The organism is Rhodococcus sp. BUPNP1 (genome assembly GCF_002215235.1).
GTDB lineage: Bacteria > Actinomycetota > Actinomycetes > Mycobacteriales > Mycobacteriaceae > Rhodococcus.
Map to the genome: position 1 here is coordinate 1 of NZ_NERM01000052.1, position 13,405 is coordinate 13,405.

Below are 13,405 nucleotides of genomic sequence, written 5' to 3' on the forward strand. Positions count from 1 at the left end.
GGCTCAAGGGCCGAGATCTCGGCCGCACTCCTACCGGCCGAACCGCCGAAGATTAACCACCACCACCGACCCAGGGGGGTCAATTTTCAGATGCCGGAAAGGGGTCAAAATTCAGGTGCCGTTGACATCGACGTGGCTTTGCGTGGTTTATTTGATGCGAGCCTGGTCTCGATGGCCCACGCGGGTGCGGATGGTGCCCACACGCTGGCAGCGCCGGTCTGTGGTCGACTTGGGGGCTGCGCCTGGGTGTGGGTGTAGGGGCGGGCGGTTTGGCGCTCGGTGGCGTTGAGTTGCCTACGTCAACGGCAGACAAGCTCGGCAGGTCGCTCATCCTGCCGCCAAGGGGTGTGAGCGGCAGTTTCGGTGGGCATACTGAACCCATGCGAATGCCGGATTGCGCAGCTCCCCACGCTCGTCGAGGACTTCGACCCACCGCCGCCTTGTCGCCGGCGGTACGTCGCTACCACAAGCATGCGAACAACACCGACAGGGATTCACATGTTTTGGCCGAGGATGGATTTCACCTCGGACGCTGGGCGGACCGGCACCGCATCGCCCGTGCCCTCGGTATCCTTCCCGTAGATCGCGAGGCCGAGCTCGACGCGATCGGATTCGACTGGAAAGCCCCTCGTCCCGCGGGTTTCGACAGCAAGCATCGCCGAATGTTGCTCGAGATCGCTGCCTACCGCGAAAAGCACGGTACCGGAGAGATTCCGAGCACCTACCTCTCCGACGAGGGTGAGCCCGTAGGGGAGTGGCTCTACCGCAAGGTCCGCAAGTGGCGCGACGGTCAGCTCCCGGCCGACGAGCAAGCTGTCCTCGAACTTCTCGGCATCTCACCGACTCCTCGGCCGCGCGGACCACGCACCGCCAGGCGAGGGCCTTCTACCCGGCAGTCTGCAGCCTTGGCGCACTGAACACCCTGGTCCGGCATCGGTGCGGTAGGGGCGGATTCAGTGGTGGCGCCGTTCCATATGAATCCGACCAACGACACCAGCGTTCCAAATAGTGTGCATCTCGTAGGCTACAAACCTACGAAACGCACACTCGAGATGCACATGCCTCCCTGTGGGTGGTTGATGGTCGAGGTTGTCGCCTTGAACGATGCGCACTGCCATCTCGACGAGATCATCGGCAACCTGTGCCGCTTCGCTGCCCTCGTGATGTCACCGGGCAATCGAGTTGAGCATGCTGATCGTGCCCAGCTCGGCTGTCCGCGCATCGGCGGTACGAAACGTTCGGACGGTGATGCCGGCATCAACCACCTCGATGAGTTCTGTGCGGACGCGTCGGGTGGCGAACGAAGTGTGTGCGGTATCGAATGTCAAAGTGGAGTGACTGCGCGGGAGTTCATCTCGAGACGCTGAGTGGGTCGGGTGGGTGCACGCGATGCTCTAGTGACTTCCTTCCGGAGTGGTCTGGCCGAAAGACAGATATTCTTCGAGATCGGCCAGGAGATTGGGGATATCGGCACTGGTCAATTCTGTTCCGGAGGCCGCTTCAGAGACTGTCTTTCCGCATACGGCCACAGCCATATGTACGATCTTCAAACCCTCTGGCATGTGGTTGAGATGCTGTGCAAGCTGTTCCCAGCTGGGCAGATGGCAGGTGGCGGAGTTGTCGTAGGAAGCGGTGAACAGCTCGGTCAGGGCCGATACTCGCCGGTCGTATTCCTTCCCTCGATGCCGAAAAATGGCAGGACGTGAAACCATGTGCTGGATGACCTGAATCGCTACGCGTTCTGCGCGCAGGGCATCCCCGGACTCTTGCGCCACCGATTCCCGTATCGAATAGTGGGTAGCACGTACCCTCCGTATCCATTGTGAGAACATCGTCGACCAGTGCGCGTGAGAATCCGTAGCCACCGATTCGTCGTTTCTTGCGCCCGGTGCGTCGAGACGGAGTACTGCTGTGGCAGCAGCGACTCCGTCTCGACGCATGTTCCTACACGATTGCTGTGATCTGATGGTCAGGTCACGGCGTCGGCACGACGGTGGGAACGACCTCAGCCATCACCTCACGAGTGTGGTCGACGGCCGTGCGGGGCACGTCCTTACCGTAGAACGACAATGCTGCGATGCGCGTGTTCCAACCGGGGGCACCGGGAAGGGCCTGGCCCATCGTTCCCTCGAACTGCTCGGACGGTTCCGACAGTACGATTCCCAGCTCCAGAAGCGAGGAACTCAACGCGACCCGGTTGGGCTCCGGGGTCGTGTCGTACAGCTTCTTCGCCTCATCGAACGCGGTCAGGTCGGTCTTCGCCACCCCGGGGATGATGACGTTGGTGTACAGGGTCAGCGCGTCGAAGAACTCGCTCTCGGTCGTGTAGAGATAGCCGTCCTCGCCGGGTAGCAGGTACTGGGACAGTACGTCTTCCAGCTGCTTCTGGAGTGTGCCGTTCCACTTGCCGCGGGCGGAGTATGTGTGGGCCTCGATGTGATCGGTCTTGAAGCCGTCCTTCAGGCCCATCCACTTCGGCAGGTAGCCCACCCAGTCGCTGATGGCGCTGCGCCACTTGCTCATCGGTTCGCCGGGCACGACTTCGACGCCGGGATGCATGAGCTTGGCTACGTTGAAGATGGTGAAGTTGCGGGCCCCGAAGCTCACCGTCTCGTGCGGGGCGCCGGTGAAGCCGGCGGGACGCAGGACGCGGAAGATCTCTCGGCCGTAGTCATGGACGACATAGCGGGCGAACGAGTCGTCGACGAACTTGTTGGTGACGTGCAGTGCCTGTTGTCGGCGGATTTCGGGCCGCACACCCTTTTTGATGGTGGTGTAGCGGAACAGCCGCTCCCAGGACTGTTCCTGCGGCAGCGCCAAGAACCCACCGGTGAACGGGTTCTTGTACATGTCACCCCAAATCGCGGTGATCTTGTCATTCTTCGACTCGTCGAGCATGCAGTCGATCTCGTTGAGTGTGGTGTACACCGACGCGCCGCGCCGGTACTCCGGATCCCCGGAGCACGGCAGGAAACCGACGCCGATGACAGGCACCCGACGGCCCAGTGCCCCGGTGGTCAGATGGCGGGCGAGGTCGACGACGATGCCGCTTCCGGTGCCACCACCGACGCCGAAGGCCACGAAGACCAGGCACGGCAGCCCTGTGTCGTCGATGCTCGAGGCGAATTCGCGCAGTGCCTGATACGCAGGCCGGTCGCCTTCGTAGTAGGCGCGGTTGTAGATCGCCTTGGCCACCGAGCGGGATACGTGTTCGTCGGTCGAGGGCACCTCGAGCTGAGCTTCGTAGTGCTTGTCCGGGTTCGGCATGGCCGTGTCGGGCGCGATCCAGTTGACGGTGGGGGATGAGTCGGCACCGCTCCACTCGAAGCGGGGGAACTCCCGTCCGAGGTATTCGGGGATCCGCGAGACCGAGGACACCAGATCCTCGGCGGTGGGGACCTCCAGGTTCAACGTCTTTATCTGTGCCCTGTCCGCAGGAATGCCGCGGCTTTCCAGGCGCTCGCGGAAGGAGGCGGCGTACTGCTGCATCTGGCGCATGTCGCCGTCACCGATGTCGACGGCCAACGCCGTGAACCGAGCGCGGGGGTCTTCGAGGAGATCTTCGATCTCGCCCGTGCGGAGGAATGCGTCGATCAGCTGGGCACCTGCTTTGCCGAGACCGACGACGTTGATGCAGTGAGGCGCCTGCTTACCGGTGGCGCTGTGGTACAGCGATAGTGCCATTGAGGTGTCTTCCTAGTCGAGGTATCCGAGGTCCTTCAGGACCGTGGCTGCCACAGTGGGACGTTCGTCGGCGACGAGGGTCCGGTACTTGTCGATGAACTGATTGGCGTTGCGCGAGATCAAGCCCTCGTTGACGAGGGTGACTCCTCGCTGGAGGTTGGCTCGATTGAGCTCGGCGGTCCACAGGCGGTGCTTGACGTAGATCTTGTCGGCGTCGGCGCCGCTGACCGTGATGGCTGCGCCGCCGGGCAGTGTCTCGACTGCGGCGCCGTCGCGGTATTTCTCGACGACGTGGTCCCAGTCGAGTTCCTGGACAGAAGACGAGGTCATGACGCCACCATCGCTTCCTCGGGTACTTCACCGCGGATGGCGGCGTGGGGCACCACGACCCAGCACGCGCACCCGAGCAGGCACTCGCCGCCGACGCCTTCGAAACGCGTGGACGGCTCGCACAGCAGGACACCGAGGTCGAGCAGCCAGGCGTGCCGCATCAGTTTCTCTTCCCAGCCGAGCTGGTCGTAACGGTCGCGGGAAGGGACGAACGAGGCCAGGTCGAGTTTGCTCAGCCGCGGTACGAACGCGACGACAGCGTTATCGCCGGTGGCGTCGAAGGCGAGCTGTGAGGGGCCGACCTGTGGGGCGAGTGTCTCGGTCAGTGCCTTGGCCGAGACCTCGACTGCCGAGGGGTCGGCCCCGAAGGAGCGGATTTCGGCGAATTCCGGTGTCGCGCCGGAGCGCAGCTCCCCGGTGATCAATGGGTTGCCGGCCTTGACACCGACTGCCAGCAGGTTGATCCATTTGTCGGTCTGATCACCGCGGGTGGCCGGGTGCCACGCGTCGGCGGGAACGTTCATCCAGTTCAGAGCTTTGATCGACTCGTAGAGATGCGTGCCGCCGTCCCGGAGGACGAACTCGGCGACACCGGTGTCGATCTTACGGTGTGCCTCGCCGAGACTGTTGGAGGTGGCTATCACCGCGTTCTGGGGGACGGCGAAGAAGCCCGCTGTGAACGGGTTCTTGTACAGATCGCCCCAGACGGTCATGACGCCGTTGTTTTTGTCGGCATCGACCATGCAGTCCAGTTCGTTGATGGCCACGAATGCGCGGCCGTCCTTGAGCTCGTCCGGGTCGGCGTCGGCCGGCAGTACGCCGAGGCCGAGCACCAGGGCGCGGCGACCGAGGCGGATGTTGGACAGGTGTCGGGCCAGTTCCACGACGATGCCGCTTCCGGTGCCGCCGACCATGGAGAAGGCGACGATCACCAGCGGAGTTTCCGAGCTGTTCAGCACTCCTTCGGCGAACTCGTCGAGCGCGTCGGCGACTTCGCCGCCGGTGTAGTACTCGACACCGTAGATGCCCTTGGATACTGCGCGGGGGAAGTGTTCACCGGCGCTCGGGACCTCCAGGTCGCTCGGCAGCCAGGGCTCGTAGTTGGGGTTCCAGTAGTAGCGCGGATACTCGTTCTTGAGGAATTCGCGGTACCGGCGAAGGCCGGCGAACAGGTTGCTGTTGTCGAGTGCCGGCAGGTCGACCGTGCGTACTGTGACGCGCGCGTCGGTGGTGTCGGCCGCGGCTCGAACTCCGGCCAGTTCGGTATCTCCGATGTCGATCGCCAGGCCGGTGAAGTTCGTGGTCCCGGCGGTGGCGACACCGCCTTCGGAGTACTGCTTCACCAGTGCTTCGACGATGTTCGCCCCGGTCTTTCCGATGCCGACGGTGTGGATCGAGAACGGGCCTTCGTGCTCACCGATGCGGTGGACGTTGTCGGTGATGAGCGCTTCGAGTCGAACCTTGTCTGTGGCGTAGCCTGCCGATTCGCTATCACATGCGGTGTGGCTGTGCCCGTGGTCGTGTGAATGTAGCCCTGACATTCGTGATTCCTTTCAAACGGTCCATATACCAGGCTCAGAGCGTGGTTGTCCCGTGATGCGCTTCGATGAGCGACGGCATATGCACTGGTCAGATACGTATTGCTGATCTGCAGCACGCAAGTGTAGAGACTACGACAGATACTGTCATTGTAAAGTAAGTCTGTGAAAAATCCGTGTAACGATCTTGGTAAGGGTGATTTTCGGTGGGTGCGGTTGTCCCGCAGGGGGTATGGGTTACCCTGCAATGGGGTAGGTTTTCCAGTTCTTTCCCGTTCCACAGATCGGTACGACCAGAGAGGATCGGCCTTGCCTGACGCGGACGTGTCACACGGAAGTGCTCGGATCTCGGGGGATGCGTGTTCCCTGGTCGGGGGTTCGCTCGCAGCGGTGTCGCGTGCACTGAGCCGGCAGGTCGATCATGCGCTGAACGATCTCGACTTGACGGCCGACACCTGTTATCTGCTCGATCTGATCGTGCAGCACGACGGTATTGCCATGAACGATCTTGCGCGCAGGCTTGCCATCCCGGCTCCGACGTTGACCAAGCTGGTCGATCGCCTGGCGTCGAAAGCGTTGGTGTTCAGGCTCGTCGATCACACCGATCGTCGTCGGACGCTGGTTCATGCCTCGCTGCGCGGCAGTGAGGTCCACGCCACCGCGTCGCAGCGGGCGCGCGAGATCGAAGCCCGGTTCATGGCCGAGCTGGGATGGTCGGATGCACAGCTGAACGCGCTGCAGGCGTTGAACGCACCGGAGGACCACTAACGTACGCCTCGTACGACTGCTGTCCTGGGTTCCGTTCTGGCTGGAGTACTTCCGATCGCCGTGCCGATCGCCGTGGTGTGTTTCGCCTTGCCGTGCGGACGTGACCGCCAGTCAGACGACCTCAGCGACACGAGCGTCGATATCGAAGTCCAATCCGTCTGCGTGTGCGATGTAGACATCCTGAGCCAAGTGATTGTCGACGAAACGCACCATCCCACGAGGACTTTCATAGTCGATCGGGATGGTGTCCGCGGTGTGGACGAGTGCACCGACGTCGAGTGCTTTGGCCTGGTGTGCCAGCTTGTCGAGCAAAGAGATGCCCTCGTAACAGGATTCGCCCGGTGATGCCAACGGGGGCGCCGACATCCCGTGCATGCCGAAGTAACTGTTCGCGAAGTCCATGCTGTGGCCGGTTGCAAGAGATTCGAAATACCCTGAGGCAGAGTACAAATCGAGAGCGTTTTCGGCTCCGGTGGCGAGAAGCATGTTCTCGTCCATGAGTGGACTCAACCGCACGATGTCCCGGTGCAGTCCCCGTTCACCGAATGCCCGGTTGAACCGGACCGCGTCCTGTCCTAGAAGTAGCACCAGGACCCCGTCGACGGAGGAGGTCTCGATTGCGTCGAGCACGTCATCGAAGTTCGATGCGCCGAGGGGCAGGAACCGCGCGCCGGCCAGGACGATCTCGGCGCTCATGGTGGGGCGGGTTCCATCGACGCATCTGTCGATGATCTGCGACAGGGTCTCGTGGGGCCAGACGTAGTCGCTGCCGACGACGTACCAGCGGCGGACCTTGTGGTGGGTTGCCATCCAGTTCAGGGCGGGAACGACTTGTTTGTCGGGTATCTCGCCGGTGAGGAATACCCCGGGTGTGGACTCTCCGCCTTCGTAGAGGGCGGTGTAGATGTAGGGGATCTGGCCCCCTATCGCGGCTGCTACCCGGAGTCGGACCGCCGAGGTGTGCCAGCCGACGACCGCGTCGATCGCCTGCTCGTGGCACAGAGTCCGGACACGGTTGGCCACCGTGACCGGCTCTGTGCCACCGTCGATGGTCGACACCACAACTTCGCGTCCCAGGATTCCTCCCCGGGAGTTGATCTCTTCGACTGCCAGTTGGGCGCTTGCTGCGCACGATGGGCCGAAGATTCCCGAGGGACCACTTTCGGGAATCACCAAGCCGATCTTGATCTGATCCGCGCGGGACATGCGCGTTCCTCCACCGGTGAGAAGCGGCGTTCTGGGCCGAAGGCTGCAGTTGTACGGTCACATGCAGAGCGACGTTGCCCTATCCGTACCCAGCGCGACCTGCACCAGAACGATTCGCTAGGCATTCATCGTTCGCTCGGTGGGGAGATCGTACACCGGGCAGTCGGCGACGCCAATGGTCTCCCGGGTGATCGATTCGACCTGACGCTGGGTGGCTTCGGCGTCGTTGACCCAGTTCCGGTAGAACTCGAATGGGCACTCCGCCACACCTTTGTCGCCGTCGCCGGCAGCATGGACGCCCGTGTAGCCACGGTGCAGCAGCTTGAACAGGTGGTTCTGGGACTGGTCGTTGGCGCGGGCGTCGCGGATGGTGGACAGGGACAGCTGCGCGTACTGGATGCCGTACTCTTCCTCGCCGCACTCGCCCAGTGTGCGACCGTCGAAGCCGATGATGGCGCTGTGGCCGAAGTAGGAGTAGACGCCGTCGAAGCCCGTAGCGTTCGCCACGGCCACATAGCAGTTGTTCGCCCACGCCATCGCCTTGGCCATGAGAACCTGCTGGTCCTTGGCCGGATACATATAGCCTTGAGGGCGGACGATCAGTTCGGCGCCCTTCATTGCACAATCGCGCCAGATCTCGGGGTAGTTGCCGTCATCGCAGATGATCAGCGAGATCTTCATGCCCTTCGGGCCTTCGGTGACATAGGTCTGATCTCCGGGGTACCAGCCTTCGATCGGCGTCCACGGCAGAATCTTTCGGTACTTCTGGACGATATCGCCTTCGTCGTTGATGAGTACCAAGGTGTTGTACGGGGGCTTGTGCGGATGATCCTCGTGCTGTTCGCCGGTGATCGAGAAGACTCCCCAGGTCTTCGCCTCGCGGCAGGCCTGGGAGAAGATCGCTGTCTCGTCGCCGGGGATCGTTGCCGCCGTCGCGTACATCTCGTCCTGGTCGTACATGATTCCCATGGTGGAGTACTCGGGGAAGACCACCAGGTCCATGCCGGGAAGTCCGGCCTTCATCCCGACGACCATGTCCGCGATTGCTTGTGCGTTCTTCAGGACGTCGGCCTTGGTGTGCAGGCGCGGCATCTTGTAGTTGACGACCGCGACGCCGACGGTATCCGGGCTCGATGAAATGTCTCCGTGTCGCACTTGAGTGGGACCTCTCTCGTTGAGCGGGTACTGTGCCCCATCCGCGGGGCGAGATTACTTCCATCTGAAAGTAACTCCACACTAGAGGAATGACTGTTTCCTGACTGTTAAATCTGGCCGATCGGGCGAATGTTGGCGAGAAATCGCAGGTTGGGTGGTTGTCATCGCTATGGAGATGCTGGTATCAGTAGCATATGCTTCCGATTGGAAGAGTTCATGTGTTCGGCCGTGAATGCCTCGGTGCACGCCCCGTCGCGGTCTGTGCGGCGAGTGATTCGGGTGCCTGAATGACATCTGGTTGGAGACGGCATCGATGCGTACCTCCGAGATCGTCCATCCGGCAGTAGCAACCCAGACCGGCACACAGATCGCCTGATGTGAATACCGATACACGTGTGGATGCGCGCCACGCCGGTGCTGATCACAAGGAGGAGTAATCTCGATGTCCGGCTACCTGTCTCAAAAAGTCGACGATCTGAACTCGAGGCATGTCGCACGACCGGCCCCCCGGCAGTTCGCCATGGGCAGGTGCGCGTCCCCTCAACAGCTGTCCCAGAACCTCCAGCAAGCAATCCTGGGCCAGCACGACGCAATTGCCTCGGTGGTGCGTGCCCTCACGATTGCTGCCGCCGGTATTCGCGACCCGCACCGCCCGATAGCGTCGCTGCTTTTCGTCGGCCCGACGGGTGTGGGAAAGACCGAACTGGCCCGACGGATAGCGGCCGAAGTGGCCGGAGATCCGGACAAGCTCTGTCGGATCGACATGAACTCACTTGCACAGGAGCACTACGCAGCGTCGTTGTCCGGCGCTCCCCCGGGGTACTCCGGCTCGAAGGAGCAGTTCACCCTTTTCGACCGGGAACTGGTCGAAGGCAACATCTCCAGACCTGGAATCGTCCTGTTCGACGAGGTGGAGAAGGCCCACAAGACCGTCTTGCGGTCACTGCTGCAAATTCTCGACACCGGTGTCCTCACCCTCGCCTCGGGAACCTCGAGCATTTCGTTCCGAAACTCGATCATCGTCCTGACCTCAAACCTCGGATCCCACGAGCTAGCCCGACAAGCACGCGCCGGCTCGATGACCATGCGCACTGTATGGAATACGGTGAAAAGCGCCGCCGGCATCGGGCTCGCTGCGGACCACGACCCTGTCATGGACGCGGTGGAAAACTTCTTCGACCCCGAGTTGTTCAACCGCTTCGACGAGATCGTCAAGTTCCGTCCGCTGGGCCGAGACGAGTCCCGGATGATCGTCGATCACGAGCTTGCGCGTCTGCGGACACAATTGCTCAAGAACGGTATCGAATGGGAACCCGACGACACCGTCTGCGAGTTCTTGGCGGACAAAGGATTCGACCCCGTCTACGGTGCGCGTAATCTCAAGAGGGTTGTGCGCACGCAGCTGCATGCACCCATCGCCGACCTCGTCGTCAACTCGGACCTGCAGGACCGACCCTTCCGGATCGCAACCTCGGTCCACCGCGAAACAATCATCGCCGTCAAGTGCAGGAACGACGCATTCTGACCTCGGGGCGGCGCCATACCACCCTGATCGGCTCCTCTCGACACCGCAGGGCCTGTCACCTCACCGCCCGGCGCGATCCCTCGGTTCCACAGTTCGAGCAGCGACTACACATAGCCGGTCCATGACCGGGCCGATTTTGGCAGTAGCGAGGGTCAGATCCCTGATCGGCTCACCCCGGCCCGCCCAGATATCGGCAGCTCGGGGCGCGAGTACTCATATTCTTCCGAAAGGAGCCTGTAGACATGCACATCGCGGAAGGATTTCTACCGCCTCTACAAGCGGCAGCATGGACGGCAGCAGCCGCACCCTTCGTTGTTCACGGTGCCACAGCGGTGGTGCGCCAAGTGCGGGAGAAACCCGAAACGCGCCTACTCCTCGGTGCAGCCGGAGCCTTCACCTTTGTTCTTTCGGCCGTCAAACTACCGTCGGTGACGGGAAGCTCGAGCCATCCCACCGGAACGGGCCTCGGGGCCGTGCTGTTCCGACCCCCGGTGATGGCGTTCATGGGCACCGTAGTGCTGCTCTTCCAAGCACTCCTGCTCGCTCACGGTGGTCTCACCACCCTCGGCGCCAACGTCTTCTCCATGGCGATCATCGGCCCCTGGGTGGGATACGGCGCATGGCGCGGGCTCCGCACCCTCAACGCTCCTGTCAGCGTCGGCATCTTCGCCGCGATGTTCTGCGCCGACCTCGCCACCTATTGCACGACCTCACTGCAGTTGGCCATCGCATTTCCCGACGCAACCAGCGGAATCGGAGGTTCGCTGGTGAAGTTCCTCTCGGTATTCGCGCTCACACAGATTCCGCTCGCAGTTATCGAAGGACTGCTCGGAGTCCTGGTCTTCCGCACACTGCGCAGGATCGCCGGCCCGGAACTCGCAGGCCTGAGCGTACTGACGCGCCGCAACCGGGCAGAAGCCCAGACCCAGACGAAGGACAGCTATGTTGCGTCATAAGTCCGCCCTCACGACCGCATCACTGGTGATCGCGATCGCCCTCATCTTCGTCGCCTCGATCTGGCTCAACCGTGATCTGGACGAGGACGCGAGTTTCGTCGGTACCGACACCGCCGCGACCGAATACATCGAAGACGCCAACCCCGAGTACCAACCCTGGTTCTCCCCGGTGTTCACCCCCGGATCGGGGGAGATCGAGTCGGGCCTGTTCGCCGTGCAGGCCGCCGTCGGGGCTGCGGTGTTCGGCTTCGCTGTCGGCGCACTATGGCAACGCCGGCGCACCGAATCGGGGCCGTCTGCGACATCTCCGGCGCCGACGGCCGCCACAGCAGAGGATTGATCATCACACCAGCGATGCCCCCACCGAAGGGAACGCAATGTCCTCGAGCGCAGCACGAATCGACACAGTCGCCTGGCGAAGCCCGTGGCGGCAGAAAACCGTCGCCGAAAAAGCGGCGTTGTACGGCGGGGTCACCACACTTGCAGTGGTGCTACCGCCCTGGCCGACCATTCCACTGCTGCTGGCACTGTGCCTGGCAACGATCCGGCCGGCCGGCATCCAATTAGGACACGTGCTGCGCTGCGCCCGCGGACCCGCGGCGTTCATCCTCATCGCGGCCGCGTCGACGATGCTCACGGTGGACTTGAACAACTGGCACCTGTCTGTGTCCGAAGAAGGAATCGTGCAGGCAGCCGCACTGGGCGCCCGGGCAATGACCGCATCCATCGCGATGCTGATGTTCGCCTCGACGACGCCGCTGACCACGGTGATGGCATCGCTCCGTCGACTCGGAGTGCCGGGACCCTGCATCGACGTGGTCACCGTTATGTACCGACTCGTATTCGTTCTACTCGAATCGGTCTCGGTGATCCGACAAGCACAGACCTCGCGCCTCGGATACTCGACCCCCAGACGCACCCTCAATTCGGCGGGTCTGCTCACCGCGGCCGTGCTCACACGAGCTTGGACACAGGCACGCCGATTGGAGATGGGGCTTGCAGGACGTGACTTCGGTATTTCGATGCCGACGCTCAATACAGTGGCGGTGAACTGGCGTTTCATCGGCGCCTGTGTGGTGACGTTCAGCGCGATTGCTGGAGCGTCCCTCCTGGAAGGAACATTGCTGTGAGCCATCTATCGTTGTGCGCAAAGGGAATATCCTATTCCTATCCCTCCGGCACCGAACCTCTCGCCGGCGCCACGATCGACATACCACCCGGGTCTCGGGTGGCGATCCTGGGTGCCAACGGCTCAGGGAAGACGACACTCCTGAAGATTCTCGCCGGCTCGCTCGAACCCACCAGCGGCACCGTCGAAGTCGACGGTGTACCGCTTAGGCACACCCGACGCGGACTACGCAGGCACAGGCAGGACGTTCAACTCGTGCTGCAAGATCCCGACGACCAACTGTTCTCGGCTGATGTTGTCCATGACGTGGCGTTCGGACCGGCCAATCTCGGCTTGGACGGGTCAGAAATAAGCGAACGGGTCGCCGAGGCGCTTGATCTGCTGTCCATCGAACCGCTCGCCAGCCGACCGACGCACGAACTGTCCTACGGAGAGCGCAAACGCGTGACCATTGCAGGCGCGATGGCTATGCGCCCCTGCGTGCTGCTGCTCGATGAGCCATCAGCCGGTCTTGACCCAGCAGGAGTCGAGGAAATGTTCCAAGCACTCTACAAGCTCGAAAAAAACCACACCACAGTCGTTTTGTCGACTCATGACACCGCCCTGGCCTACGAATGGGCCGACTCCGTAGCCGTGGTACACGGAGGCGCCGTTCGGCAAGGACCCCCCGACGAGATACTGCGCGATGGCAACGTCATGACCGCGGCACGGCTGCGGCCCCCCTGGCTGATCGAGCTATGGGACCGTCTACACGCACGCGAGGTGGAACTACCCCGCTCCGTGCCACGAAACACCGACGAATGCGCACAGCACATCGCCGAACTGCTACAGTCGCGCAACACCGCCTGGCAGCTGCAGTTCACACCGGAGGGGGCAGGGCCTGTCAGTTCTCCGGTGGATCCGGTTCTGGCGCATGGGTTTAGTTCTCACTCGGGGTGATCCTGCCCTCGAACGTGATAGCGAAAGCGTTCAGTGCGGGCTTCCACCTAGGCCGTGTTTCAAAAGGTGGCTGATCGCAGCCACTGATTGATCGCGGCGATACGCACGGTGGCGGTGTAGCGGACCGCAAGCTTGTCGTATCGCGTTGCCACAGCACGGTTCTGCTTGAGCAGGT

General features: G+C 62.3%; 15 protein-coding genes. 8 read left to right on the plus strand and 7 right to left on the minus strand.

The features are described from left to right. Positions 1 to 494 precede the first annotated feature (494 nt). The gene (locus B9C99_RS26000; RefSeq protein ID WP_172415081.1) at positions 495 to 656 is read right to left on the minus strand and encodes a hypothetical protein; all 162 of its coding nucleotides are present in this window, start codon (positions 654 to 656) and stop codon (positions 495 to 497) included. A gap of 6 nt (positions 657 to 662) precedes the next feature. Between B9C99_RS26000 and B9C99_RS25720 the strand changes: the two genes are divergently transcribed. Both B9C99_RS25720 and B9C99_RS24790 read left to right on the plus strand, forming a co-directional pair. Then, positions 663 to 917, plus strand: coding sequence for a helicase associated domain-containing protein (locus B9C99_RS25720; RefSeq protein ID WP_143543605.1), 255 nt, complete (start codon positions 663 to 665; stop codon positions 915 to 917). Positions 918 to 1,079: 162 nt separating this feature from the next. After that, on the plus strand, positions 1,080 to 1,367 hold the full coding sequence (locus B9C99_RS24790) for a hypothetical protein (RefSeq protein ID WP_088899706.1): 288 nt from the start codon (positions 1,080 to 1,082) through the stop codon (positions 1,365 to 1,367). A 27-nt stretch (positions 1,368 to 1,394) separates the two neighbouring features. Here the strand turns inward: B9C99_RS24790 and B9C99_RS25725 are convergent, their stop codons facing one another. The 4 genes from B9C99_RS25725 to B9C99_RS24805 form a co-directional block, all read right to left on the minus strand. After that, positions 1,395 to 1,775, minus strand: coding sequence for a hypothetical protein (locus B9C99_RS25725; protein WP_143543606.1), 381 nt, complete (start codon positions 1,773 to 1,775; stop codon positions 1,395 to 1,397). A gap of 199 nt (positions 1,776 to 1,974) precedes the next feature. Beyond that, positions 1,975 to 3,684, minus strand: a complete 1,710-nt coding sequence (locus B9C99_RS24795; protein WP_088899707.1) for a tubulin-like doman-containing protein — start codon at positions 3,682 to 3,684, stop codon at positions 1,975 to 1,977. 12 nt (positions 3,685 to 3,696) lie between these two features. Beyond that, entirely contained in the window at positions 3,697 to 4,014 is a 318-nt protein-coding gene (locus B9C99_RS24800) for a hypothetical protein (RefSeq protein ID WP_088899708.1), read from the minus strand. Then, positions 4,011 to 5,555 carry a tubulin-like doman-containing protein gene (locus B9C99_RS24805; RefSeq protein ID WP_088899709.1) on the minus strand — a complete coding sequence of 515 codons (1,545 nt, stop codon included), beginning with the start codon at positions 5,553 to 5,555 and terminating at the stop codon, positions 4,011 to 4,013. The genes B9C99_RS24800 and B9C99_RS24805 overlap by 4 nt, the downstream gene beginning before the upstream one ends. 387 nt (positions 5,556 to 5,942) lie before the next feature. Here B9C99_RS24805 and B9C99_RS24810 point away from each other — a divergent pair, with 387 nt between their 5' ends. Beyond that, positions 5,943 to 6,320 (plus strand): MarR family transcriptional regulator, encoded by a 378-nt coding sequence (locus B9C99_RS24810; protein ID WP_088899710.1) that lies wholly within the window; start codon positions 5,943 to 5,945, stop codon positions 6,318 to 6,320. Between the two features lie 111 nt (positions 6,321 to 6,431). Here B9C99_RS24810 and B9C99_RS24815 read toward each other — a convergent pair whose 3' ends face one another. Both B9C99_RS24815 and B9C99_RS24820 read right to left on the minus strand, forming a co-directional pair. Continuing rightward, positions 6,432 to 7,526 carry a substrate-binding domain-containing protein gene (locus B9C99_RS24815; RefSeq protein ID WP_088899711.1) on the minus strand — a complete coding sequence of 365 codons (1,095 nt, stop codon included), beginning with the start codon at positions 7,524 to 7,526 and terminating at the stop codon, positions 6,432 to 6,434. A gap of 117 nt (positions 7,527 to 7,643) precedes the next feature. Continuing rightward, positions 7,644 to 8,681, minus strand: a complete 1,038-nt coding sequence (locus B9C99_RS24820) for an aliphatic amidase (RefSeq protein ID WP_088899712.1) — start codon at positions 8,679 to 8,681, stop codon at positions 7,644 to 7,646. 442 nt (positions 8,682 to 9,123) lie between these two features. On the opposite strand from B9C99_RS24820, the gene B9C99_RS24825 reads away from it, so the two are divergent. The 5 genes from B9C99_RS24825 to B9C99_RS24845 all read left to right on the plus strand — a co-directional run bounded on the left by B9C99_RS24825 (position 9,124) and on the right by B9C99_RS24845 (position 13,230). Further along, on the plus strand, positions 9,124 to 10,206 hold the full coding sequence (locus B9C99_RS24825) for an AAA family ATPase (RefSeq protein WP_253250196.1): 1,083 nt from the start codon (positions 9,124 to 9,126) through the stop codon (positions 10,204 to 10,206). A gap of 242 nt (positions 10,207 to 10,448) precedes the next feature. Beyond that, positions 10,449 to 11,162, plus strand: coding sequence for an energy-coupling factor ABC transporter permease (locus B9C99_RS24830; protein WP_088899714.1), 714 nt, complete (start codon positions 10,449 to 10,451; stop codon positions 11,160 to 11,162). Further along, entirely contained in the window at positions 11,149 to 11,502 is a 354-nt protein-coding gene (locus tag B9C99_RS24835) for an energy-coupling factor ABC transporter substrate-binding protein (RefSeq protein ID WP_088899715.1), read from the plus strand. Before B9C99_RS24830 ends, B9C99_RS24835 begins: the two co-directional genes overlap by 14 nt. Before the next feature lie 37 nt (positions 11,503 to 11,539). After that, entirely contained in the window at positions 11,540 to 12,292 is a 753-nt protein-coding gene (cbiQ, locus tag B9C99_RS24840; protein WP_088899716.1) for a cobalt ECF transporter T component CbiQ, read from the plus strand. Beyond that, entirely contained in the window at positions 12,289 to 13,230 is a 942-nt protein-coding gene (locus B9C99_RS24845; protein WP_253250197.1) for an energy-coupling factor ABC transporter ATP-binding protein, read from the plus strand. The genes cbiQ and B9C99_RS24845 overlap by 4 nt, the downstream gene beginning before the upstream one ends. The last annotated feature ends 175 nt before the right edge of the window (positions 13,231 to 13,405 follow it).

Excerpts from the sequence above, each read along its gene's own strand:
- B9C99_RS24790 (WP_088899706.1), top strand. The coding sequence starts at position 1,080 with ATGGTCGAGGTTGTCGCCTTGAACGATGCGCACTGCCATCTCGACGAG.
- B9C99_RS24800 (WP_088899708.1), bottom strand. The coding sequence starts at position 4,014 with ATGACCTCGTCTTCTGTCCAGGAACTCGACTGGGACCACGTCGTCGAG.
- B9C99_RS24815 (WP_088899711.1), bottom strand. The coding sequence starts at position 7,526 with ATGTCCCGCGCGGATCAGATCAAGATCGGCTTGGTGATTCCCGAAAGT.
- B9C99_RS24830 (WP_088899714.1), top strand. The coding sequence starts at position 10,449 with ATGCACATCGCGGAAGGATTTCTACCGCCTCTACAAGCGGCAGCATGG.
- B9C99_RS24805 (WP_088899709.1), bottom strand. The coding sequence starts at position 5,555 with ATGTCAGGGCTACATTCACACGACCACGGGCACAGCCACACCGCATGT.
- B9C99_RS24835 (WP_088899715.1), top strand. The coding sequence starts at position 11,149 with ATGTTGCGTCATAAGTCCGCCCTCACGACCGCATCACTGGTGATCGCG.
- cbiQ (WP_088899716.1), top strand. The coding sequence starts at position 11,540 with ATGTCCTCGAGCGCAGCACGAATCGACACAGTCGCCTGGCGAAGCCCG.
- B9C99_RS24795 (WP_088899707.1), bottom strand. The coding sequence starts at position 3,684 with ATGGCACTATCGCTGTACCACAGCGCCACCGGTAAGCAGGCGCCTCAC.
- B9C99_RS26000 (WP_172415081.1), bottom strand. The coding sequence starts at position 656 with ATGCTTGCTGTCGAAACCCGCGGGACGAGGGGCTTTCCAGTCGAATCC.
- B9C99_RS24825 (WP_253250196.1), top strand. The coding sequence starts at position 9,124 with ATGTCCGGCTACCTGTCTCAAAAAGTCGACGATCTGAACTCGAGGCAT.
- B9C99_RS25720 (WP_143543605.1), top strand. The coding sequence starts at position 663 with ATGTTGCTCGAGATCGCTGCCTACCGCGAAAAGCACGGTACCGGAGAG.